The 23,231-nt window shown below is 63.1% G+C and carries 21 protein-coding genes and 1 pseudogene; 9 read left to right on the forward strand and 13 right to left on the reverse strand.

Annotated elements, in window-relative coordinates:
* Window positions 1-27: 27 nt before the first annotated feature.
* Together PQR32_RS00120 and PQR32_RS00125 are read left to right on the forward strand one after the other, a co-directional pair.
* Entirely contained in the window at window positions 28-1,065 is a 1,038-nt protein-coding gene (locus tag PQR32_RS00120) for a LysR family transcriptional regulator (RefSeq protein ID WP_408221563.1), read from the forward strand.
* Complete coding sequence (locus PQR32_RS00125; RefSeq protein ID WP_408221945.1) at window positions 1,065-2,516, forward strand: aldehyde dehydrogenase family protein; 1,452 nt, start codon at window positions 1,065-1,067, stop codon at window positions 2,514-2,516. Before PQR32_RS00120 ends, PQR32_RS00125 begins: the two co-directional genes overlap by 1 nt.
* A gap of 102 nt (window positions 2,517-2,618) precedes the next feature.
* Here the strand turns inward: PQR32_RS00125 and PQR32_RS00130 are convergent, their stop codons facing one another.
* The gene (locus tag PQR32_RS00130; RefSeq protein WP_408221564.1) at window positions 2,619-3,596 is read right to left on the reverse strand and encodes a 2-dehydropantoate 2-reductase; all 978 of its coding nucleotides are present in this window, start codon (window positions 3,594-3,596) and stop codon (window positions 2,619-2,621) included.
* Between the two features lie 490 nt (window positions 3,597-4,086).
* Between PQR32_RS00130 and PQR32_RS00135 the strand changes: the two genes are divergently transcribed.
* Window positions 4,087-5,139 carry a GlxA family transcriptional regulator gene (locus PQR32_RS00135; protein ID WP_408221565.1) on the forward strand — a complete coding sequence of 351 codons (1,053 nt, stop codon included), beginning with the start codon at window positions 4,087-4,089 and terminating at the stop codon, window positions 5,137-5,139.
* Window positions 5,140-5,182: 43 nt separating this feature from the next.
* Here the strand turns inward: PQR32_RS00135 and PQR32_RS00140 are convergent, their stop codons facing one another.
* From PQR32_RS00140 to PQR32_RS00150, 3 genes are all read right to left on the reverse strand, one after another.
* Window positions 5,183-5,803, reverse strand: a complete 621-nt coding sequence (locus PQR32_RS00140; RefSeq protein WP_408221566.1) for a LysE family translocator — start codon at window positions 5,801-5,803, stop codon at window positions 5,183-5,185.
* A 91-nt stretch (window positions 5,804-5,894) separates the two neighbouring features.
* Entirely contained in the window at window positions 5,895-6,434 is a 540-nt protein-coding gene (locus tag PQR32_RS00145) for a hypothetical protein (RefSeq protein ID WP_408221946.1), read from the reverse strand.
* A gap of 229 nt (window positions 6,435-6,663) precedes the next feature.
* Window positions 6,664-7,248: an IMPACT family protein gene (locus PQR32_RS00150; RefSeq protein WP_408221567.1), complete on the reverse strand. Its 585-nt coding sequence runs from the start codon at window positions 7,246-7,248 to the stop codon at window positions 6,664-6,666.
* A 292-nt stretch (window positions 7,249-7,540) separates the two neighbouring features.
* Here PQR32_RS00150 and PQR32_RS00155 point away from each other — a divergent pair, with 292 nt between their 5' ends.
* Window positions 7,541-8,167 (forward strand): LysE family translocator, encoded by a 627-nt coding sequence (locus PQR32_RS00155; protein WP_408221568.1) that lies wholly within the window; start codon window positions 7,541-7,543, stop codon window positions 8,165-8,167.
* 52 nt (window positions 8,168-8,219) lie between these two features.
* Here the strand turns inward: PQR32_RS00155 and PQR32_RS00160 are convergent, their stop codons facing one another.
* Complete coding sequence (locus PQR32_RS00160; RefSeq protein WP_408221569.1) at window positions 8,220-8,549, reverse strand: hypothetical protein; 330 nt, start codon at window positions 8,547-8,549, stop codon at window positions 8,220-8,222.
* Between the two features lie 151 nt (window positions 8,550-8,700).
* Window positions 8,701-8,823, reverse strand: coding sequence for a hypothetical protein (locus PQR32_RS00165; protein ID WP_408221570.1), 123 nt, complete (start codon window positions 8,821-8,823; stop codon window positions 8,701-8,703).
* Between the two features lie 79 nt (window positions 8,824-8,902).
* Here PQR32_RS00165 and PQR32_RS00170 point away from each other — a divergent pair, with 79 nt between their 5' ends.
* The gene (locus PQR32_RS00170) at window positions 8,903-9,541 is read left to right on the forward strand and encodes a 2-hydroxychromene-2-carboxylate isomerase (RefSeq protein ID WP_408221571.1); all 639 of its coding nucleotides are present in this window, start codon (window positions 8,903-8,905) and stop codon (window positions 9,539-9,541) included.
* 28 nt (window positions 9,542-9,569) lie between these two features.
* Here PQR32_RS00170 and PQR32_RS00175 read toward each other — a convergent pair whose 3' ends face one another.
* Entirely contained in the window at window positions 9,570-9,827 is a 258-nt protein-coding gene (locus PQR32_RS00175; RefSeq protein WP_408221572.1) for a DUF2866 domain-containing protein, read from the reverse strand.
* A 276-nt stretch (window positions 9,828-10,103) separates the two neighbouring features.
* Here PQR32_RS00175 and PQR32_RS00180 point away from each other — a divergent pair, with 276 nt between their 5' ends.
* The gene (locus tag PQR32_RS00180; RefSeq protein ID WP_408221573.1) at window positions 10,104-11,219 is read left to right on the forward strand and encodes a GGDEF domain-containing protein; all 1,116 of its coding nucleotides are present in this window, start codon (window positions 10,104-10,106) and stop codon (window positions 11,217-11,219) included.
* Window positions 11,220-11,278: 59 nt separating this feature from the next.
* Here PQR32_RS00180 and PQR32_RS00185 read toward each other — a convergent pair whose 3' ends face one another.
* From PQR32_RS00185 to PQR32_RS00195, 3 genes and pseudogenes are all read right to left on the reverse strand, one after another.
* A complete protein-coding gene (locus tag PQR32_RS00185) occupies window positions 11,279-13,012 on the reverse strand; it encodes a peptidoglycan D,D-transpeptidase FtsI family protein (protein WP_408221574.1) in 1,734 nt (577 codons plus the stop codon).
* A 25-nt stretch (window positions 13,013-13,037) separates the two neighbouring features.
* Window positions 13,038-13,662: pseudogene (locus PQR32_RS00190) on the reverse strand (trimeric intracellular cation channel family protein).
* Window positions 13,663-14,075: 413 nt separating this feature from the next.
* Window positions 14,076-15,617 carry a methyl-accepting chemotaxis protein gene (locus PQR32_RS00195; protein WP_408221575.1) on the reverse strand — a complete coding sequence of 514 codons (1,542 nt, stop codon included), beginning with the start codon at window positions 15,615-15,617 and terminating at the stop codon, window positions 14,076-14,078.
* A 603-nt stretch (window positions 15,618-16,220) separates the two neighbouring features.
* Here PQR32_RS00195 and aepX point away from each other — a divergent pair.
* From aepX to PQR32_RS00210, 3 genes are read left to right on the forward strand one after another with little or no spacing between them, the layout of a single operon-like run.
* Window positions 16,221-17,954: a phosphoenolpyruvate mutase gene (gene aepX, locus PQR32_RS00200; protein WP_408221576.1), complete on the forward strand. Its 1,734-nt coding sequence runs from the start codon at window positions 16,221-16,223 to the stop codon at window positions 17,952-17,954.
* Window positions 17,951-19,114 carry a phosphonopyruvate decarboxylase gene (aepY, locus tag PQR32_RS00205; protein ID WP_408221577.1) on the forward strand — a complete coding sequence of 388 codons (1,164 nt, stop codon included), beginning with the start codon at window positions 17,951-17,953 and terminating at the stop codon, window positions 19,112-19,114. Before aepX ends, aepY begins: the two co-directional genes overlap by 4 nt.
* 20 nt (window positions 19,115-19,134) lie before the next feature.
* Window positions 19,135-20,202 carry a 2-aminoethylphosphonate aminotransferase gene (locus tag PQR32_RS00210; RefSeq protein WP_408221578.1) on the forward strand — a complete coding sequence of 356 codons (1,068 nt, stop codon included), beginning with the start codon at window positions 19,135-19,137 and terminating at the stop codon, window positions 20,200-20,202.
* Window positions 20,203-20,235: 33 nt separating this feature from the next.
* Here the strand turns inward: PQR32_RS00210 and PQR32_RS00215 are convergent, their stop codons facing one another.
* From PQR32_RS00215 to PQR32_RS00225, 3 genes are all read right to left on the reverse strand, one after another.
* A complete protein-coding gene (locus PQR32_RS00215; protein WP_165614491.1) occupies window positions 20,236-20,388 on the reverse strand; it encodes a hypothetical protein in 153 nt (50 codons plus the stop codon).
* A gap of 100 nt (window positions 20,389-20,488) precedes the next feature.
* Window positions 20,489-21,193, reverse strand: coding sequence for a PIG-L deacetylase family protein (locus PQR32_RS00220; RefSeq protein ID WP_408221579.1), 705 nt, complete (start codon window positions 21,191-21,193; stop codon window positions 20,489-20,491).
* 477 nt (window positions 21,194-21,670) lie between these two features.
* Window positions 21,671-23,140 carry a UdgX family uracil-DNA binding protein gene (locus tag PQR32_RS00225; RefSeq protein ID WP_408221580.1) on the reverse strand — a complete coding sequence of 490 codons (1,470 nt, stop codon included), beginning with the start codon at window positions 23,138-23,140 and terminating at the stop codon, window positions 21,671-21,673.
* Window positions 23,141-23,231 lie beyond the last annotated feature (91 nt).

A 23,231-nucleotide genomic window follows, 5' to 3' on the forward strand; every position in this document is an offset into this window, starting at 1 on the left:
ACATGGCCCACACCCGGCAGTGACGTCATGAATGTTTCGTTGCAGCAACTCAAGGTGTTTGTCGCCGTTGCGCGTGAGCGGAGTTTTACGCGCGCGGCGCGTGAGTTCGATCTGACGCAATCGGCGGTGAGCCGTTGCGTGCGCGAACTCGAAGAAGCCGTCGAATTGAAGCTGTTCGACCGTACCACGCGCCAGGTCGAACTGACTCATGCGGGCGCGAGCCTCGAGCGAAGAATCGGCCGGCTGCTCGATGAAATCGAACTGACGCTGCGTGAAGAGCGAGCCGCTTACGACGGGCATACCGGCGTGGTGGTCCTGGCGAGCAATCCGGTGTTGTCGTCGAGTTGGGTGGCGCAGGGACTCGCGCGATGCGCGGCGGCATTTCCTGAGCTCGCCGTTTCCGTCAGGGACCAGCCGCAAAGCGGCGTGCTCGCGAGTGTCGAGCAAGGCGAGGTCGACTTCGGCGTGATCTCGCTGGCCGAGCCGCTCGCCGGCGACCTGTTGCACGCGCAACCGGTTTTCACGACGCCGCTCCATGCCGTGATGCCGCCCGCGCATCCGCTGGCCCGCCACGCCAGCGTCGGATGGAGCGCGTTGCAGGAATGGGCGCTCGTCACGCTGAACGCCGACACGGGTGTGCGCGCGGCGCTCGAACTCGCCTTCAACACGAACGGCGTAAAGCGCCGGCCGGTGCAGGAACTCGGACATGTCGCGGCGGTGCTGCGCATGGTCGAACTGGGGCTCGGCATCGGCATATTGCCCATCGACACGCATTGGCCCGCAATAGGCGCATCATTGGTCAGCCGGCCGCTCACGCCCGCGATGAATCTGGCGACACTGCTCGTGCATCGCCGCAACCGTTCCCTCCGCCCCAACGCCGCGGCGGCCTGGGCACAGTTCTCCGCGACTTCACATGCCACCGACGTGTCGCCGTCCGCTTCGCAGATACACACGAAGCCGACCATTGCGCGCGACGGCGCCGTCCTCCACGAGCCCCAGCGTCTTTTACCCGAACCGGCTCGCAAGCACTCAGCCCACGCAACATCCAAGCAAGGAGCTTCATGATGGAAACTGAAACCGACCTCAGGCGCCATGATCTGCTGATTGACGGCAAGCGCTTGCCGCCCGGCACCGGCGAATATTCCGTCGACATCAACCCCGCCACCGAAGAGCCGATCGCGCTGGTTGCGCAAGGCAGCGCCGCCGACGTGGATGCGGCCGTGCGCGCGGCGCGCGCCGCATTGAAGGTATGGAACGGCATACGGACGGCTGAGCGGGCCCGCATTCTGATGCGTCTCGCCGGCCTGATGCGCGCGAATCTCGAGGAACTCGCCGCGCTCGAAAGCCTCGACGCCGGCAAGCCGATCGCGGCGGTGATGCGCCAGGACGTCCCGGCTGCGATCGATACGCTCGAATACTACGCAGGCTGGTGCGACAAGATCAACGGTCAGGTCGTGCCGGTGCGCCCCGACGCGTTGACGTACACGTTGCGTGAACCGGTCGGCGTGGTCGCCGCGATCGTGCCGTGGAATTTCCCGCTGATGATCGGCATGTGGAAGATCGCGCCGGCGCTCGCGTGCGGTTGCACGCTGATCGTCAAGCCCGCGGAGATCACACCGCTGACCGCCCTGCGCATCGGCGAACTCGCGCTCGAAGCGGGCGTGCCGCCGGGCGTGCTGAATATCGTCACCGGCAAGGGACGTGTGGTCGGCGACGCGCTGGTCGCGCATCCCGGCATCGACAAGGTGACGTTCACGGGCTCGCCCTCCGTGGGGCGCGGCATTCTGCAAGGCGCGGCCGGCAATTTCAAGCGCGTTACGCTGGAGCTCGGTGGCAAGTCGGCGAACCTGATTTTCCCGGATGCCAATCTCGACAACGCGGTGCGCGCCGCGGCGTCGGGGATTTTCTTCAATACCGGCCAGGTGTGTTCGGCGGGTTCGCGCATTCTCGCCCATCGCGATGTGTACGACGAAGTGGTCGAGCGTCTGGCCGCGCGTGCAAAGTCGATCAAGGTCGGCGATCCGGCGTCGCGCGAAACGTCGATGGGGCCGCTTATCTCCGCGGCGCAGATGAAGACCGTGCTGGGCTATGTCGAAACGGGTCGTTCAGAAGGCGCGTCGCTCGTAACCGGCGGCGCGCGGGTGGGCGAGCGCGGCTTCTTTGTCGAGCCGACTGTGTTTGCCAACGTCGAGCATGAAATGCGCATTTCGCAGGAGGAGATCTTCGGGCCGGTGGCGAGCGTAATTCGCTTCAACGACGAAGCCGACGCGATAAGGATCGCCAATGGCACGTTGTATAGCCTCGCCGCGGGTGTTTGGAGTGCGGACATCGGCCGGGTACATCGGGTTGCGCGCGATCTGAAGGCGGGGACTGTGTGGATCAACACTTACGGCTACACCGATGTGCGTCTGCCGTGGGGAGGATCGGGCGACTCGGGATTCGGTCGCGAACACGGTGACGTCGCGATTGAAAACTTCACTGAACCCAAGGCAGTGTGGCTCGCTATCGATCAGTAGCGTTAAAAAAAGGATCGAACGCATTTGGCATTCGATCCTTTCTTGTTTGCGTTTGCCGATATGCGGCAGAGAGAGCGAGTTTCTGTCGCTCTCTCTTGAGCCTCAATCTCCTTGCAACGCCATCCGTTCACGCAGTTTGATGAGCGCCAGCACGACATCGATAGTCGGCGTGGGCTCGGCGACGAGGCGCCCCATTTCCTGAACCACCGTCAACAGCGGATCGATCTCCATCGGCCGACGATTCTCCAGATCGACCAGGGTCGAGGTCTTGTGCGCGCCGACCGCGCCCGCGCCATCGATACGCTTTTCCACGTCGACGCGAAAGTGCACGCCGAATTGATCCGCAATGCGCTTGGCCTCGAGCATCATCGTGCGCGATACCGCACGCGTGCCGGGGTCGCTGGTGAGCACGTCGAGCGTGGCATGCGTCAATGCGCTGATCGGGTTGAAGCACAGGTTGCCCCATAGTTTCAGCCAGATTTCATCGCGGATATTGTCGCGAATCGGCGCCTCGAAACCTGCCGCCTGCATGATCTCGTGCAGTTGCTGGATGCGCGGCGTGCGTTCTCCGCTCGGCTCGCCGATCGGGAATTTCTTGCCGTAGACGTGTTTGATCACGCCGGGTTCGACGATTTCGGCAGCGGGGTACAGCACGCAGCCGATCGCCCGTTCGGGGCCGAGCTTCGTCCATTGGCTGCCGTCCGGGTCGACGCTGGCGAGACGCGTGCCGGCGAAGCGGCCGCCGTGCTGATAGAAGTACCAATAGGGAATGCCGTTGACACCCGTGACGATGGCCGTGTGCTTGCCGAGCAGCGGTTGCATTGCATCGACGACGCCGGGCAGCGAATGCGCCTTGAGCGTAATGATCACGAAGTCCTGCACACCGAGTTCGCGTGGATCGGACGTGCAGCGGACAGGCGCGCTGAACGTCTCGCCGTCCATGATCAGGCGCGCGCCGTGTTCGCGCATGGCCGCGAGATGCGGACCGCGCGCGACGAAACTCACATCCGCACCGGCGCGTGCGAGTTGCACACCCATCAAGCCGCCGATCGCTCCCGCTCCGAAGACACAGATCTTCATGATGCCGCTCCTCTGACGATGAATAGTCGCTTGCCCGATGCCGTATCTCGCCGTGCACGGTTTGCGGGTCATTGTTCGAGCATACGGGGGCGGGACGATTGCAGATAGTTAAAGTTTGTCGGGGGATGCATTAGGGATTGGTTATGGACGGCGGAGCGGCCGAGACACTGGAGTGAGACTGTGCTGAAGCGGAAAGCAAAGCGGGAAGCCGGACAAATGCCGCAATCGATTGGGAAGCTTCTTAATCCTGGCCAATCCTACTGGGGGCAGAATGCGACCTCTTTGAGAAGTTACGTATGCAGGCGGCATTGCAAACGGGTTATTGAGAGTGGTGGCATAAAGTCAAAGGTTGATGTGGGCCATCTCGCCGTCTTCTCGCATGTGATTTAGCAAACCACTCGCCTTCACTTCGACCTACTGCGGCCAGGCGGTCGCACGTCTATACCGATAAATCCGACTCGAGTTGGTTGATGCATTACCGAGGATCAAAATGCCTAACTTTTCAACCGTTCAAAACACCGGCGGATGGCGGTCGCACGTGTTGCCACAAATCAGCGCTGTTAAACACATTGGAGTAGCTCTATTTAACGGCTTTGCGCTGCCCGAAATGGCTTCAATTATCGAGGTATTCGAGTCGGCAAACACTCTTCTCGAGACCGGTTCGCTCGCCAGTACCCGTTATAACGTCCATCTGCTGTCGGCAACGGGGGGGAGAGTTGCCAGCTCATCATCGGTATTCGTCTGCACCGAGAGTGTCGAAGCGCGTCGGCAGTCCGACGAACTCCACGCACTATTTATTACAGGCGGCAAAGACCTTCACCGTACCCTGCACGACGTGAGTTTGATCAACTGGCTGCGTCTGACCTCGCAGAGCACGCGGCACATATGCCCGACCGCTGGCGGGAATCTGGTGCTAGAGGCGGCTGGACTCACACAGTTCGTTGGGGGGCGCAGGCATGCCAATAGCAACGGCGTTGGTCTGGAGCCGTGTGGCACAGCACTTCCCGAGGGATCCGCAAGCCCTCTGCAACAGGCGCTAGCCCTTGTTCAGGATGACCTCGGCCCTGAGATCGTGGCCCGGATCACCGCCTACGCCCCGCCGCTGGTCGAAACACCGTTCGCCATGTTTCGCAAAGACACCTCTGCTCCTTTGACTGAGCGAATTCAGGCGGCCGCACAGTGGCTGGAAGCCCACAGCGACCAGTCAATATCCATAGTCGACGCGGCGCAAGTTGCAGCGATGAGCGAACGGAACTTCCTGCGTCGCTTCAAGATGGAAATGGGCCTGAGCCCGTCCGATTATTTGCTGAGGATACGGCTCGACATGACTTGCCGCCTTCTCGTTGAGACCAACCTCCCGGTTGACAAGATTGCCCGTCGATGCGGAATCGGCAGCGGCGGACGCCTTTCCAAGCTCTTCCGCACTTTCCTTGCGACGACACCGACCGGGTATCGTTCGTTCAAGCGACAAACATGCAGAACCCCCGAATTCGAACGCTACAGCCGGGACTTCGATCCTGTTGCGGGGTACAGGCGTTCTTGAGGTCTGATGCTTGCGAGTCGCGCCCGCGAATTTGCCAGCCCCCTCATCCCCGCCTCACCATCAAAAACCCCACCCCAATCGCCGCCAGAAAACCCCCACAGCACCGATTGAACCAACGCCTTACCCTGGCACGCACCAGCCATTTCCCAAGATACATCCCCGCCCACGAATACAACGCAATAGCAAACCACTCCAACACCAGAAAACTCGCCCCAAGCACCGCAAACTGCGGCAGCATCGGCTTCGCAATATCAACAAACTGCGGCAAGAACGCGGTAAACACCAGAATAGCCTTCGGATTGCCGGCAGCCACGAGGAACTCCCTTCGCGCGACCCGCGCAAGCGATGCCTCTTCCTGCTGCGTCGTGTCGATCGTAGGCGCATCGCTACGCCAAAGCTGAATGGCAAGCCAGATCAGATAAGCCGCGCCGGCCAGCTTGATCGCGAGAAAGAACCACTCCGACGCGTGCAACACGACCGCAAGGCCGGTTGCGGCAAGCACGAGCATCGCCGCAAAAGCGACCAGGCGCCCCATGCCGCCGACGAACGCGGTCATGAAACCATGACGCGCCGCTACATTGATCGACAGCAGATTATTGGGCCCGGGCGCGAGATTGATCGCGAAGCAGGCGGGCAGGAAGAACAGCCAGGCGGTGATGGACATGACGGCTCGCAGGTAGAACGCGGTTGCCACGGAGCGCGGCACACTACTGCAAATTGTAGCGAACCCGGCCGGCCCGATGTCGACGACGCGCTTAATTCACCGCTTTGACAAAGCCCGGATCGCCAATCAATGCGTCGACGCTCAGCTTGACCGTGTCTTCAATAGCGATGGTGCTACTGGTGAACTTCGGCGATTTTTGCTTGACCGTCTTGGTGGTCGAAAACACGACCTTCTGGGTCGTGGCGTCGGTCACGACATAACGCATTTTCAGCGTCCATAACGCCGGCGAGCGCGTGTCATCCACAGTGAATTTCTCGATGCTGCCGCTGAGAACCCGCTCGCCTGCGTCGAGATGAAAGCCGGCGATCCGTAGACTGTTCACAATGCCGTTGCGCACGGTTTCATTGATATCGTTCTTGAGCACGATGCCCGTCATCGCCGTGTTTTCGATGCGGTTCGGCGACACTTGTCCGCTGCGAGCCGGCATATAGGCGAAGTCACGGGCAGGGGCGACGCTGAGCCAGCCGGTCGGATGCGCCACCGCGCGCGGCGAGCTATTCAGGCCGAACCACGACCACGAGCAGGCGGAGAGCATCAACGGCAGCGCGATCGTGCCGCATCCCTTTAGCACGGTCGATGTCAACGGCGAACGCATGGAGTTGAGCGACTGCGGCACAGACGCGCTCCGATGCGGCGACTCAGTCGCTGTGCTGGAAAAAGCGGCGGTCGAGGTCAGAGGAGTTACCCTTTTAAATTGAGTCAATCCGGGGAATAAATGACATGGTAACAGCGGCCCGGACTCATGCATCTCTTATTCCGGGAGCGCTCTGCCTCTCGCAAGGAAGAAACACGCGAAGCTGTCAGAAGAACCCGGCTTTCCCTTGAGTCATATCCACCAACGCTCGCTGGGCATCGTCGACCGCGTTGATGGGCAAACGGATCGTCATCTTCACCAGCATCGCGTAGGCGCTGTCCGCGAGCGCGTAGCCTTCGGCGTCGATCCATCGGCGCACTTTCGCCTCGTCGGCATAACTCACCTCGACGATCAGCGAAACCTGTGCAATCCGCTCGACGCGCGGCGCATCCAGCAGCGCCGAGGCGATCGCATCGGTGTATGCACGCACGAGGCCGCCGGCGCCGAGTTTCACGCCGCCGTAATAGCGCACGACAGCGGCCAGCACGCCGTCCAGATCGTGATGCCGCAACACTTCGAGAATCGGCCGGCCGGCGGTGCCGGAGGGCTCGCCGTCGTCGGACATGCCGGACTGGCCGCCTGCCAGCAGCGCCCAGCAGACATGCGTGGCGGCAGGATGCTCGCCGCGCAGGCGCCGCAATTCGGCCATCGCGGCGTCGCGGTCGGCGACCGGTAGCGCGTACGCAATGAATCGGCTCTTGCGAATCTCGAGTTCCGCGCTCAACGCCGCGGGAAGGGTGTAAGTGGGCAAGGCAAAGACTTCGGTGAATGGAAAACGCTGACCGCGCGCGGTCTTACGCCCGCCATGGTAACGGATCGACGACTCGCTGACGGACTATCTCCCGGACGACCGTGCTCGGCTGGCTCGGCTGGTTTCCGGCATGGACTGTGCCGACCCATCGCCGCGCGTTTATCGTGTCAGTCATGGTAATGCGCCAAGCGGCACGCACGTGCGCGCCAATCAGAAATCGCGCGTTCGTCTACAATCTTCTGCTAAACGCGCGCAGCTGTCCGCTGAAACCAGCGCGTCACCAGGAGACGACATGCTTGACCTATCCACGTTAGGGACTTTTGTAGCCGTTGTACTCGGGCTGTTTCTGATTCCGGGTCCGGCCGTGCTGCTGGTGTTGACGCGCACCGTGCATGGCGGGCGCAAGGCCGGTATTCTCACCGGCCTCGGTATCGCGGTTGGCGACTTCATTCATACGCTGGGCGCCTCGGTTGGCCTCTCGGCGCTGCTGATGACTTCGGCGCTCGCCTTCAACGCAGTGAAGTTCGTCGGCGCGGCCTACCTGGTTTATCTGGGCATTCGCGCATTGCGCGAGAAACAGGCAAGCGCGCATATGCCGGCCGTCGCGCCGGTCTCGTCCTCGAAAGCCTTCTTTCAGGCGATTCCCGCCGAAGTGCTGAATCCCAAGACAGCGCTGTTTTTTCTCGCCTTTCTGCCGCAGTTCGTTCGTCCCGAACACGGCTCCACGTTTCTGCAGTTCACCACGCTTGGCCTCATCTTTGTCGGCATGAGCGCGCTTTACACGACACTGATCGTGTTGACGATTCGTCCGCTGGGCAAATTCGTCAAGCGCCTGACGTGGCTGACGCGCTGGCAGAACAAGATTATCGGCGTGCTGTTCATTTCGCTCGGTCTGCGGGTGGCCACGCAAACGCGTTGATCGATCCGCGCGGCCCCGGTTCGTCACAGCGCCAGCGAGGCCGCCGCGTTCGCTAGATATTGCGGCGCTGTCGCCTGAGACGGCCTTCGCGCGCGTATTCCATCTGACCTTCGGTGCGAACCGCGAGCCTTTCCTGTTCGGCGCGGCTTAGCTGCCGCGTATCGTCGATGTCGCCGACACGCAGCACTTCCTGCGCGATCCTGATGCGCAGCGTCATCAACGGTTCGCCGCGCTCGACGAGCGTGCGGTCCACGGCGCGCGCCTGCTGGACGCCGCAGTCGATCAGGTTGCGCAGTTCCAGCAGCGTAAGTCGCTGCCGCTGGATTTCGAGGATGAGCCGCTGGACGGCCTGCTCGTCGCGCGTGCGCCACCAGGCGCGCAACTCGGCGAGCGTGGGAGGTTCGAAGGGTGGGAGGCGCATTGCTCAGATAAAAATACTGTATATATGTACAGTATATCCCGTCTTTTTACGGAAACGTGTAGAGCGCGTTCGCGGGTTCACCCACTCCGTGGGAGAGGGTGTGAATCGCTCATCAGGACAGCGCGAGCATGATGGAGGTGGAAACGACGATGATGAAAAGACACGCGGCGGTGAGAATGTCGTAGGGATAGTTCATGTTATGAGCATCTGGCGTAGCGGTGTGAAGGGCCATCATAGGGACAAGCGCGCCGCACGACTGTTAAGCTTTGCAAGACCTAAGCGCTGTCCGGCTACGCATGACTGGAGGGGGGAAGATGAACGAGGCAGCAACGCGCGTGCCCACGCCTGCATCGGAAATCGAGTTCTGGTTCGACTTCGGCAGCAACTACAGCTACCTCAGTGTCATGCGCATCGAAGTCGAAGCTGCGTCGCGAGGCGTGCGGATTCTGTGGCGTCCCTTCTTGCTAGGGCCGGTCTTTCGCGACCTCGGTTTCGACAATTCGCCATTCGTGCTGCAGAAGGAGAAGGGCGCGTACGTGTGGAAGGACATGGAACGGCAATGCCGCAAATACGGCATCGCCCTGACGCGTCCCACCACGTTCCCGCGCGCCGCGCTTCTTGCGATGCGCGTGGCGCTGCTCGGCGCGGATCGCGAATGGATCGCCGCCTACTGCCGCAAGATCATGCAGTTGAACTTCGCGCATGACCGCGATATCGGTTCGATGGAGGTAGTGAGCGAAGCGCTCGATGAACTGGGTTTGCCGGCGCAGGAGATCATCGCCGAAGCGCAAAGCGACGCGAACAAACTGCGCTTGCGTGAACAGACCGCGGCAGCCGCGGCCCGAGGGATTTTCGGCGCACCGATGTTTTTTGTCGGCGATGAAATGTTCTGGGGCAACGATCGGCTGGACGATGCGTTGGACTACTGCGCATCGATCGCCACGCGCGGTTAGCGCGACGAATGCTCGGCGCGCTAGCGTGTCATTCGTTGCCGTCCTGGCAGAAACGGCGGCCCGGCACGTGCGACACGACGGCCTGAGCGATTTCAAGCGGCGTGCTCTCGGCGGGCACCACCCGGCGGCTCGATGCGGGCGTGTGCTTCATGGTCCATTCGACGAGCCGGTATGAGCGACCCCAAGGATGCTGCAGCGGGTCCGAGACCTTGCATGAGCGAATCTGGCTGACCCAGTCGTTGCCGGGCATGGTGCGCAGATGCTCGAATACCGTGTCTTCAACCATGATTTGACTCCTTCTTCGCGGGCCTGCAGTCCATCTTCTGGCGCGTCGTCGACACCCCGGGGAAAAAGCGCCGCCGATGTTCTGGCGGCTTCAACAGGGGATGTTGTGCCTCATGGTTACAGCAAAGAATTAAGCCAGACTTAAAAATGCGTAAACGCGGATCGCGTAAAAGCGTGGTCGCCGCGATCGGGCCCTCAAGACCTCGCGAAATTCGCCGTTATTACAGCGATTGGGGGTCGCCAACCCCGCTTCGCCTTCGGGCCCGCACCTGATAACGTGACGAACCTCGCCCAAACGCCGCTTTCCGAGCGCCTTCGTTCGCTCGTCGATACCGTGCAGCACAACGAGCGCACGCTGCGGCGCTTCCAGAACGTCGAGTTGCGTTTGATCGGCGCTCAGGACTTCGCATCGTTTCTCGACACGCTGTTCACTCAGTTGCCGCGGGAATTTTCGCTGACGGGCGTGACGCTCTGGCTCGACGACCGCGCGCCGATGCTGCGCGAACTGCTCGAGCCGGTCGCCTTGCGCGCACTCGATCAGTCGAAACTGCGCACCTCGCGCGAAGGTGGTCTTGCCGCACAAGGTCTGTGCGAAGAGGGCCGGCCGTGGCTCGGCAAGTCGCACGACATGGATGATTCGGCGCGTCGCGCTTTCTTCGGCGACGCCGAATCGCCGGCGAGCGCGATCCTGTTGCCGCTTGCCGCGGGGGACACCGTCAGCGGCTATCTCTGTCTTGGCAGCGACGACCCGGCGCGTTTCGCCGAGGGCATGGCCACCGATATTCTGGAGCGCTTCGCGAGCATCGTGACAGCGAGTCTCGACAACGTCGCGCATCGCGAGCGACTCAAGCAACTGGGCATGACTGATTCGTTGACGGGCCTCGCCAATCGCCGCTATTTCGACGAGCGGCTGCGTGAGGAGATCATGCGTGCCGTCCGCTACGGCGTGCCGGTCGCGTGTCTGTTCATCGATATCGACAGCTTCAAACGCATCAACGACACCTACGGCCATCAGACCGGCGACCGTGCGTTGGCGGCGGTGGCGGCTTGCGTGCGGCAACAGGTGCGCCTGGGCGATACCGTGGCGCGTTATGGCGGCGAAGAATTCGCCGCGCTGCTGCAAGGCGATCGCACCGATGCGCTCACTGTCGCCGAGCGTGTGCGGCTGGCGGTCGAACGACTCGCTCTGCAGGACGATCACGGCGAGCGCATCGCCTTGACAGTATCGATCGGCGTGGCGGCGCGCACGATCAGCGGCACGCCGACCGAGGCGGCCAGACTAGGCGGCGCGATGATGGAAGAAGCCGATCGCGCGATGTATCGGGCCAAACGCAACGGCCGCAATCGCATCGAGGCGCTGGTCAATGCGGGCGGCGAACAGATGGCGCGTTGATCCGAGCCGGTGAAGCGCGCATCGAACTTGCGTGACCGGCTGCTCGGCGCGCATGCCGCTCAAACTCCCGGCGCATCCGGCGGCACACCCAGCAACTGCAGCGCTCCGCCCGTCACACCGCTGAACACCGGGCCGGCCACTGTCCCACCATAGAACGCCTTGCCCGCCGGATCGTCGATCATGACAGCGACGATCAAGCGCGGATCGCTCATCGGCGCCATGCCGACGAACAGCGCGCGGTAGCGGTTTTTCGCGTAAGTGGCGCCGACCTGTTTGCGCGCCGTGCCGGTCTTGCCGCCGATCCGGTAGCCTTCCACCGTCGCGGCGCGTCCTGTGCCGCCCACGCCGGTCGCCATTTCCAGCATCGAGCGGATGGCGCGCGCGGTGGCCGGCGTCGTGACCGCTTGGCCCTTGTCGTCGGATTGCGCGGCCGCGCCCGCTCCGTTGCGCAACAGACTCACGCGATGCATCGTGCCGTCGCCGGCATAGGCCGTGTACACCTGCGCCATTTGCAGTAGTGACGTGGACAGCCCGTAGCCATACGCCATGGTCGCCTGTTCGATCGGGCGCCAGCGTTTATACGGACGCACCTTGCCGGATGCCACGCCCGGAAAGGTCAGCTCGGGGCGCAGACCGAGCCCGTATTCCTGATACTTGGTCCAGATCTTTTCGGCCGGCAGATTCAGCGCAAGCTTGGCGAGCGCGATATTGCTCGACTTCTGCACGGCTTCGGCGACGGTCATCACACCATGATTCGAGGTGTCGTGGATCACGGCCGGCCCGATCTTGTACCAGCCGGGCGCGGTATCGATAACACTCTGCGGCCGCACCTTGCCCTCGTCGATCGAGAGCGCGACGACCACCGGCTTGATCGTCGAGCCCGGCTCGAAGGTGTCGACCACTGCGCGATTGCGCAGTTGGCGGCCGGTCAGGCGGGCGCGATCGTTCGGATCGAAGCTCGGGTAGTTGGCGAGCGCCAGGATCTCGCCGTTGCGCGCGTCGAGCACCACCACGCTGCCGGCTTCGGCGTGATGTTTGGCAATCGCGTCCTTCAACTGCGCATAGGCGAGCTGCTGAATCCGCCGGTCGATCGTCAGGTGGATGGTTTCGCCGTTCTGCGCGGGCACGAGCGGCCGGGTCTCGGACACCACGCGGCCCAGCCGGTCGCGGATCACTTCGCGCTGGCCGGGCACACCGAGCAGTTGCTCGTTGGCGGCAAGTTCGACGCCTTCCTGGCCGTTGTCCTCGATATCCGTGAAGCCGACCACGTGCGCCGCCGATTCGCCTTCGGGGTAAAAGCGCTTGGAATCCGCGATCTGCGTGATGCCCGCGAGGCCCAGTTTCGACAGATGCCCGGCGGTCTCGGCGTCCACCTGGCGCTTGAGCAGGACAAAGGTCTTGTCGCCGTTCAGACGCCGGCGCAGTTCCGCCAGCGGCAGATCGAGCAGCCTGGAGAGCGGCGCGAACGCGGCTTCGTCGATCAGTTTGGGCGAGGCCCAGATCTCGTAGGTCGCGAGGCTGACGGCGAGCATCGAGCCATTGCGATCGACGATTCGCCCGCGCGTCGCGTCGAGCTCGATGGTGCGCTGATAGCGCTTTTGCCCTTGATCGACGTAGAAGTCCTGGTTCACCACCTGCACCCAGAACGCGCGGCCCGCGAGCGAAGCGAACGCGCCGAACACCAGCAGGACGATGAATTTCGAACGCCACATCGGCAGGCGCGCGGCCAGCAACTGGTTCTTCGCGACGGGTGCGTAGGGATCGTGCGACTGTGATTTCTTCTTCTGGATCATTGGATGCGGATAACGAACAGCTCGATTAACTTGCGCCGCCCGAATCGGCGGCGGTGAACATCTTGAGTTGCCAGCGGGAATCGCACGGCCAGCATGCGCACCGCGAAGCCCCCGACTAGCACCACGAGTGAAGCCGGTCCCGGCGCCACGCCGCCGGCTTGCAACGCCACATACACAGCGCCGGCGCCGAGCGCGATGCTGGCGTACAACTCCTGACGCAACACCAGCGGCATCTGGTTGCACAGCACGTCGCGCAACATGCCGCCGCACACGCCGGTGATCGCGCCGGCCAGCACGACGGTGGCGGGGCTCACGTCCAGCGTCGCGGCCACGTCGCAGCCGATCACCGTGAAGGCGATCAGGCCGATCGCATCGACCGTGACGAACAGGCCTTGCCAGTTGCGCAGCCACTTCGCGCACGCCGCGGCAACCGACGCCGCTCCGATTGTAATAAGAACGTAATCTTGATGCGAGATCCACGCAAGGGGATAGTGACCAAGCAGGACGTCGCGCACCGTGCCGCCGCCGAGCGCGGTGACGGTGCCGACGAGGCACAGACCGAAGCGATCCATGCCGCGGCGCATCCCCATGAGGGCGCCGGACATGGCTTCCGCGACAATCGCGAGCAGGTAGAGGAGATGGAGCAGCATGACGGCGAGCCTCTATGAACGGCGCTCGTAGACGGCTCCGGCGTGGAGCGCGCCCACGCGGCGTGCGTTAAAAAGCGGCCATTATCGTAAGCGTGCCGTTAGCATGAAAATGCCTTAAGCAAAATTCGGCGATGCCAAATTCGGCTTAACCTGGTTGCGGTTTCGAGCGCGGTAAGCGTTTGCTGAGCAATGCGGTGTCACGTGAGCCGGAGAGGGCTCAAGGTGGACCAAGGCGCGCGCGGGCGTAAAAAAACCGCGCGGACTTGAAAAATCCGCGCGGCTCTTTCGTTCGATTAATGCGTCGACTCCGACGCGGCGTGTTAAAGAGGCGCTCTCCGCCTGTTGAGCGCCTTCTTTTTTTGTGTGCTGCTTCTGTGTGCTGCTTCTGCCAGTCTCGGCCGGTCTGAAAATCCTCAGGCCGGCAGCGCGAAGCTCGAGATCGCTTCGCGCAACACACCCACCTGATCCTTGAGCGAATGCGCCGCGGCCGCGGCCTCTTCGACCAGCGCCGCGTTCTGCTGCGTGACCTGATCCATTTCGCCGACCGCCCGATTGACCTGCTCGATGCCCGCGCTCTGCTCGCGGGAGGCGTTGCTGATCTCTTCGAGAATCTCGTTCACGCGACGCACCGACTGCACGATCTCGCCCATCGTCGAACCGGCGTTGGCGACCAGCGACGCGCCGGCTTCCACCGTGTTCGTCGAGGTTTCGATCAAGGCCTTGATTTCCTTCGCCGCCGTGGCCGAGCGTTGCGCGAGGCTGCGCACTTCGGCCGCGACTACCGCGAAGCCGCGACCCTGTTCGCCCGCGCGGGCCGCTTCGACCGCTGCGTTGAGGGCCAGAATATTGGTCTGGAAGGCGATGCCGTCGATCACGCCGATGATGTCGCCGATCTGCCGCGAACTGGTGGTGATCTCGCCCATCGTACGGACCACGTCGTCGACTACGCGGCTGCCGCGCGTGGCGACATCCGCGGCCTGGCCGGCGAGGTGCGCGGCCTGCAGCGCGCTGTCCGCGTTCTGCTTCACGTTGACCGTCATCTGGTCCATGCTCGACGCCGTTTCGACGAGCGCAGCGGCCTGTTCTTCGGTGCGTTGGGAGAGATCCGTGTTGCCGGCAGCGATTTCGGTCGCGCCGATATTGATGTTCTCCGTGCCGAGCCGCACGCGCGACACCGTCTCGACGAGACCCGCCTGCATCGTCTGAAGCGCATGCAAAAGGCTTCCGGTGTAATCCGACTGGACCGGCACGCGCGTGGCGAGGTTGCCACGCGCCATCAACTGCGCGTGTTCCACGGCCACTTCGAGATCGCCGCCGAGTGTACGGCGAATGCTGCGCAGCACCAGCAGCATGACGCCGGTGGCGATCGCGCCGAGCGTGACGGTGATGACGAGCCAGCGCAGCAGATTGGCGTAGAACGCGCTTTGCACGTCGTCCATATACATGCCGGTGACGAGATACCAGTCCCACGGCGCGAAGTGAATCGAGTAGCTGGTTTTAGCGACCGGTTTGTCGCTACCCGGCTTGGACCACAGGTAGTCGACGAAGCCGCCGCCTTCGCGATTACCCGCGTTGACGATATCGACGAACAGATGGTTGCCCGCCGGATCGGTGAATTGCGCGAGATTCTTGCCGACCATTTCCGGCTTGAACGGATGCATCAGCATGGCGGGCTGCGAATCGTTGACGGAGATGTAGCCGTCCTTGCCATAACGCATGGCCGCGAGGCTTTCGAGCGCCTGCTTCTTCGCTTCGTCTTCGGTAATGGTGTGCTGCTGCGCGAGCGTGTAATAACGGCCGACGATGTGGTTGGCCTGGTCGATCAGCGATTTCAGCTGATCGCGGCGGTCCGAGATCATCGAGGCACGGTTTTGCCATGCGCCGAAGCCGCCGATCAGGATCAGGCCGATCCAGAGGACGGCGATCATCGAGGCCAGTTTTCTGTTCAAAGTCATAGCGGTTTTTGCTTTCGCACAGTGGTCGGTCAGGGATTGGATTCGCTTGTGGCGAGTGGCTTGTCGCTGACTGTGTTTACGGCGCGGCGGCATGAGGTCCGCAGGGCAGGGGAAACCCGCTGTCAAGCATTTCTATTCGTCTGACTATAAAGACATTTTACCGTCGGGACGGCATTTTCTATGTTTCGTTAAGTGCGCTTATTCATTTTCTGCTGATTCAATTGGGCTTTCCCTCTATTGCCAATACAAAATGCCAGTGCTGGTGAATCGATATTAATAGTTGAGGTTTTCCTTAAATGAAAATCAGATATTAAAACCTCAGCATCGCCACAACTGTTGACGACCAGCACGAACGGACGCACCGCCCATCAAAGCGCTGCCATGCGTTTGCGTCAGGATTCCACAAAACGCCAATAAAATCCAAGCCACGGATCGCATTGGCAGATTGCAAAAAACGACACATTTTTCCACTTATCCGCAAATGGAGAAAATCGCTGTCACGAAAAAGACGAATAAATAAAAATTCCGCTATAGTCGCCATTTTCCAGTCGTCAGTCGGGCAAAAGAAGAGCACCAATAAGCCCGCCACCAGGAGTACATAAAATGAATGCCCGCGAACCCGCTTTCGTCTCCGCTTCCCGCAGTGCGCGCCTGCGCCAGATGCTCGTCAGCAACGAACTCGAATTTATGATGGAGGCCCATAACGGCCTGTCCGCCCGGATCGTCCGCGAAGCCGGCTTCAAGGCGATCTGGGGCTCGGGCCTCGCAATCTCCGCGCAATACGGCGTGCGCGACAACAACGAAGCAAGCTGGACGCAGGTCGTCGACACGCTCGAATTCATGGCCGACGCCAGCGATCTGCCGATCCTGCTGGACGGCGATACCGGCTACGGCAATTTCAACAACGTGCGCCGCCTCGTGCGCAAACTCGAACAGCGCGGCATTGCCGGCGTATGTATCGAAGACAAGCAATTCCCCAAGACCAACAGCTTCATCAATGGCGAAGCGCAACCGCTCGCCGATATGGACGAGTTCTGCGGCAAGATCAAAGCCGGTAAAGACTCGCAGTCCGACGAAAACTTTTCGATCGTCGCGCGGGTTGAAGCGTTGATTGCCGGCTGGGGCATGGACGAGGCGCTGCGCCGCGCGGAAGCCTATCGCCAGGCCGGCGCGGATGCGATCCTGATTCACAGCAAACTCTCGCGTCCCGACGAAATTCTCGAATTCGCGCGTGAATGGGCCGGCCGCGGTCCGCTCGTGATCGTGCCGACCAAGTACTACAGCACGCCGACCGAAGTCTTCCGCGAAGCCGGCATCAGCACGGTGATCTGGGCGAACCATCTGATCCGCGCGGCGACCTCGGCGATGCAGGCCGTCGCCAAGGAAATCCATTCCAGCGAGACGCTCGTCAACGTGGAAGACAGCATCGTCGCCGTCAACGAAATCTTCCGTCTGCAAGACGCCGACGAATACTCGGAAGCCGAAGACCGCTACCTGTCGAGCGGCCGTGCGGCCGGTTCCGCGGTCGTGCTCGCGGCAAGCCGTGGCAAGGGCCTCGAAGCCGTCACCGAAGACCGTCCGAAAGTGATGCTGCCTATCGCCGGCAAGCCGCTGTTGCGCTGGCTCGTCGATGCGTTCAAGAAGCAGCGTGTGAACGACATCACCGTGGTCGGCGGTTACCGCGCCGATGCGATCGACACGGCCGGTATCAAGCTCGTCGTCAACGAACAGCATGCGCAAACCGGCGAACTCGCGTCGCTCGCCTGCGCGATCGACAAACTCGCGGGCGACACGGTGGTCTCGTACGGCGATCTGCTGTTCCGCAGTTATATCCTGCGCGATCTCGTGGAGAGCGAAGCGGCGTTCAGCGTGGTGGTCGATTCGTCGCTGACCGACGCGGAAAACGCCAGCGTGCGCGATTTCGCATGGTGCTCGGCCGCCGACGACCGCGGTTTGTTCGGCAACAAGGTCGTGCTGCGCCACGTGTCGAGCGGGCAGGACGCCACGGCGGCCATCGCGTCGCAAACACCGCACGGCCGTTGGGTCGGTCTGCTGAACGTGCGCGGCGAAGGCCGTGAGCGTTTGCAGGCGGTGATGAGCCAGTTGCAGGCGCGCGCGGATTTCGCGTCGCTCGACATGCCGGCGTTGCTGGACGCGCTGATCGAAGCAGGCGAGTCGATCGAAGTGCAATACGTGCACGGCCACTGGCGCGGCGTGAACGACCTCGAGGACTTCCGCCGTGCGGGCGACTTCGCGCATGCACAAGCGCCGTTCGCGGCCGCGGTCGGCGGTTCGGGCAAAGGCGCAACGGACGCAGCGAGCGGAGCCGCGCAATGATCGAGGCAGCACAGTTCGTCGAGGCGGCGCGCGAGCGCGGCTTCGACTGGTATGCGGGCGTGCCGTGCTCGTATCTGACGCCGTTCATCAACTACGTGTTGCAGGACGAGTCGCTGCACTATGTGTCGGCGGCCAATGAAGGCGACGCCGTCGCATTGATCGCGGGCGTCACGCTCGGCGCGCAAAACGGCCGGCGCGGCATCACCATGATGCAGAATTCCGGGCTCGGCAACGCCGTGAGCCCGTTGACTTCGCTCACGTGGACCTTCCGTCTGCCGCAATTGCTGATCGTCACGTGGCGCGGCCAGCCCGGAGTCGCCGACGAACCGCAGCACGCGCTGATGGGCCCGGTCACGCCTGCGATGCTCGAGACGATGGAGATTCCCTGGGAGACGTTTCCCACCGAAGCCGACGCGATCGGCCCGGCTCTCGATCGCGCCATCGCGCATATGGATGAAACCGGCCGCCCGTACGCGCTCGTCATGCAGAAGGGCAGCGTGGCGCCGTACGAATTGAAGGACAGCGGCGCGCGCGCGCGCCGCGCGCCCGTTACGCCGCAATCGCAGTTCACGAATGTGGCAGCGGGTGAACTGGCTTCGCGTCACGACGCGCTAAACAAGGTGATCGCGCATACGCCGCTCGAATCGACGGTGGTGCTCGCGTCGACCGGATTTTGCGGGCGCGAACTCTACGCGATCGACGACCGTCCGAACCAGTTGTACATGGTTGGTTCGATGGGTTGCGTGACGCCGTTCGCGCTGGGTCTTGCGCTCGCGCGTCCCGACCTGCACGTCGTCGCGCTCGACGGCGACGGCGCCGCGTTGATGCGCATGGGCGCGTTCGCCACCATCGGCGCGTACGGTCCGGCGAATCTCACGCACGTGCTGCTCGATAACGGCGCGCACGATTCCACCGGCGGTCAGGCGACGGTGTCGTCGCAGGTTTCGTTTGCGGGCGTGGCCGCGGCGTGCGGTTATGCGTCGGCGGTCGAAAGCGACGACGCGCGCGTGATCGACGCCCTGTTCGAAGCGGCGCCGCTCGACGGCCCGCGCTTCGCGCGTCTGGCCATTCGCCGCGGCACGCCCGACGGGCTGCCGCGTCCCACCATCACCCCGCCCGATGTGAAGACGCGTTTGATGCGCCACATCGGCGCCGCTTAAAGTCAAGTCAAGGAGCGCTCATGCTGCTGCTCAATCCCGGCCCGGTGACGCTCACCGAGCGCGTTCGGAACAGCCTGTTGCAGACGGATTTGTGCCACCGCGAAAGCGAGTTTTTCGATTTACAGGAAGAGGCCCGCACGCGGCTCGTCGATCTGTACGGTCTCGACGCGAGCGAATGGCAGGCCGTGCTGATGACCGGCTCCGGCACGGCGGCCGTCGAAAGCATGACCGCCGCGCTGGTGCCGCAGAACGGCAAGCTGCTCGTGGTGGAAAACGGCGTGTACGGCGAGCGTATTTCGCAGATCGCGACGCAGTACGGCATCGCGCATGAATCGCTGAAGCACGACTGGATGCAGGCGCCCGATCTCGCGAAGATCGCCGAGCGCCTCGATGCGGACAAGGCGTTCACGCACGTCGCCGTGATTCATCACGAAACCACCACGGGCCGCCTGAACGATCTGGGGTTGCTCGGCGCGCTGTGCCGAGCACGGGGGCTGCGTCTGCTGGTGGACGGCGTGAGCAGCTTCGGCGCGGAAACGATCGATTTCGCCGACACCAGTCTCGACGCGGTGGCCGCCACGGCGAACAAATGTCTGCATGGCGTGCCGGGCGCGTCGTTCGTGCTGGTGCGCCGCGCGGCGCTCGCGCAGGCGGCGAGCCGCACGTACTACCTCGATCTCGGCCGTCTCGCGCGTTTGCAGGATCAGCGCAACACGCCGTTTACGCCGTCGGTGCATGCGTACTACGCACTGGTCGAAGCGCTGCGCGAACTCGCCGACGAAGGCGGTTGGCGCGCGCGTCATGCGCGCTACGCGGCGCTGGCTGAACAGGCGCGGGCGGGTCTGGCCGAGCGCGGCATCGGCAGCGTGCTGCCGCCGGAAGAGTCGTCGGTGGTGCTGCGCGCGTACCGTTTGCCGGAAGGCATCGCGTATCCGCAACTGCATGACACGCTGAAGGCGCGCGGCTTCGTCATCTACGCAGGGCAAGGCGGTTTGTCGGCCGAACTGTTCCGCATTTCGACGATGGGCAACATTCACGCCGCAGACATCGACCGTCTGCTGCAGGGCTTTACCGAGCTGATGCGCTGATTCGCGTTTCCGGTTGCTGGCCGCGCAATGCGGTCACACCGGGTCTTTGTCCGGCGGCCCATCGGGCCGCTGCGGTTCCTCGGTGTGATGGCCGGGCGACGGCGGTACTAGCGGATCGGCTTCCGGGTCGCGGTTCGGATCGGCGTTGGGGTCGGGAATCGGACTGGTATGCATGTCGTAACTCATGGCAGCACCTTTAAGTGGAGAAGAGGCCGGGGCGGCGACGGCGTCGAACTCACGCCGGCCGTTCTCTTCAAGCGTAGGCCTTTCCGGCGCGCCGCGTCTCCTACTTTTTCGCGCGACGACCCACGCTGAGCTGCCAGTAACGCTCAGTCGCGAAGATGTCGTCGTAATTGCCCGCGCCGAACGCGCGCAACTGGCTTTGGTAAGCGTTGACCGCCTCGCGTTTGAGTTGAGCGCGGCGCTGTGCATCGATCGTGTGGCCGGCGCTCGGACTGGCCGGCGTCGCGACGATGCCGCGCTGCGCGAGATCGGCGAGCCGAGCCTGCACCACGCCGGGTGTACGCCGGTGAATCGCTTCCTCGTAGCCGAACCAGGTCAGATGCGACAGGCGTGGCAGGATTTCACAGCAGGCTTCGAAGACTCGCACGTGATCGTCGTGATACAGGCCGAGCGGCATCAGCAACGTGTTGGCGGTAGTGCGGTAGATGGTTTCTTCGAGCGCCGCCGCCATTTTGCTGATCGAGGGCGAGTCCGAATACTGGCTGTCGCGAAAGGGCATGCGCAGCGGAATCGCGTCGAGTACTTCGAGTGCGCGGTTGTCTTCCAGCGTGCGTTCGTGGATGGCCTGATGGGCGTCCGTGAAGCCCGACTTTTCATCCCATTCGGTATGCATCGGCTGCTCGGGTGGTGCGGCGAATACCGTGCAGACCGCGGCGTCGGGATGGGCGGCGAGCAATGCGCCGCAACTGAAGACGGCGTCGTCGAAATGGGGCGAGACAATGAAAAGGCGTGGGCTGGTTTCGCTCATGGGACGTGTGATGGGTTCGCAACGCGCGGACCGTTGGCGAGGCCGTTCGAGGCTCGAGCGTCGCGCCGGTGCTTGGAAAAATGCGGCGTCACATCAGCTTAGGCGGAATCGTCGCAGCTTGCGCGGCGGGTTTGTGGAGAGCAAGCGGCGTGCCTGACAAGGTTGAATGGAGAGCCGGTAGTTGGTTCCCGTGGGGCTCACGGTGGTGGCGCTGGTTGGCTCCTGAACTTACTCACCTTTGCTGGGACTGAAATGCAAACGTGGCTGCCCGCGGTCCGACGCCTGTCACACCCAAAAACGCTAGCGTGACTCTCCCGTGCTGGAACGCCTGACCCGGCCGTACGGTGCTTCCCTCTGAGCGGCGCCTGTGCTCAGGTTAGCCGTGTACATGTGAGCGATAAAACGTCATAAGAAGTCATGTGAGCGGTTAAGCGGATTTTCCTGACTGGCGAGCGTCGGGTATTCGAGGCAAAAAAGCTACGCCCCTTCCGCCACCAACCCCGCCGCGTGACTGAACGCCGCCACCATGCCCGCGACAATATCCTCGCGCAACCGGCCGTCGGCCATTTTCAGCGCATACGACGGATGCCACGTCGGCACGATCAGACGCCCGCCGTGATCGATGGTCTGCCCCAGATATTCCGACAGATTGACGTGCGTGCCCGTCACCGCCTTCAGCGCTGTCGCGCCGAGCGTGACGATCACGCGCGGCGCGACCTGCGCGAGCTCGTTTTCCAGCCAGTACTGGCAAGCCTCGACCTCGCGCCGCGCGGGCGTGCGGTGGACGCGCTGCTGTTCCAGCGTTTCCCATTTGTAATGCTTGACGGCATAGGTCAGATAGAGCGCTGCGCGTTCGAGGCCGGCGCGCGCGAGCACCGTGTCGAGCAGTTGACCGGCGAGGCCGGTGAAGGGCACGCCGTGCTGGTTTTCGTGCTCGCCGGGTTGTTCGCCGACCACCATGATCGCCGCCTGAGCTGGACCGGCGCCCGCGACGGCCTGCTTCGCATTGCGCCACAACGCGCAGCGCCGGCAGGTGGCCAGCGGGCCGGTGGGCTCGCGCAAGGGGGGCGTCACCGCCGAATATTCGAGCGGCGGCATCTCCGGAACGGTGACAGTGCCGCTCTGCGCGCCGAGACGGCTGCGCTCGCGCGCGAGTTGCGCGGGCAGCGGCGGACCCTCGGGCGGCGTTCTCCAGTAACGCAGCGGCACGGGCGCCGGCGCCCTATTGAAGACGCTGGCGTAATACGCGAGCCAGAGCGCCTCGGTGGGTTCGCTGGTCGTAGCTTCGCCGGCCATGGCGCCAGGTGGTAACGCCCGGGTGGCTAGCGGATTCTGCTGCTGGCGCTCAGGACAAGAGTGCGCGTCTTCTTCCGCTGCCGGCCGGCTGATTCGCAGCAGCATGCCGTTCCAGAACGCCGCGCCCTGCGGCGTCGCCAGCATCCACGTGGAATCGCCCATGCGCTCGGCAAAGCGCTCGGCGGACTGCGCCAGCAGATCATGATGCGGCTCGTACCAGCCGACGAATTCCGGCGGTCCCATGGACGGATCGCGCCGCCTGAACAGGGTGAGCGTCACCAGATCATTGGTTTCGTGCTCGACCGACTGGATGCGCTGATCGAGCAGCGCGCCGTCGGCGTCTTGCGGATCGAGGACGTGGCGCTCGCCGTGCGTCCAGCGCCACAGGATGCGGTAGAGCAGGGACCAGCGGTCCGGCGCGCAAAAGCAGGCCGCCGTCTTCAGCCAGGCGAGCAGTTCACGAGGAATGGCGGGCGTGGCAACGACCGGGGTGGTGGCGGAGCTGTCGGGAGCGGCGGCGCTGCCGGTACCCGAATCGACTGAATCGAACTCAACCCACTCGATCCGCTCCGGCTCGACCCCTTGCCGCAGCAGTTCCCGCGCCGCGCGGCGCCAGGCGGCAAAAGACGGTTCGATTGAAATGCGTTTCATGCGGACGCGCCGCGGCCATGCGCAACGTAACGCGCCAACCCATGCGGACAAAAATACTGTATGGATATACAGTATGCGCCTGAACGCGAGT

Source organism: Paraburkholderia dipogonis, from assembly GCF_046027395.1.
Taxonomy (GTDB): Bacteria; Pseudomonadota; Gammaproteobacteria; order Burkholderiales; family Burkholderiaceae; genus Paraburkholderia; species Paraburkholderia dipogonis_A.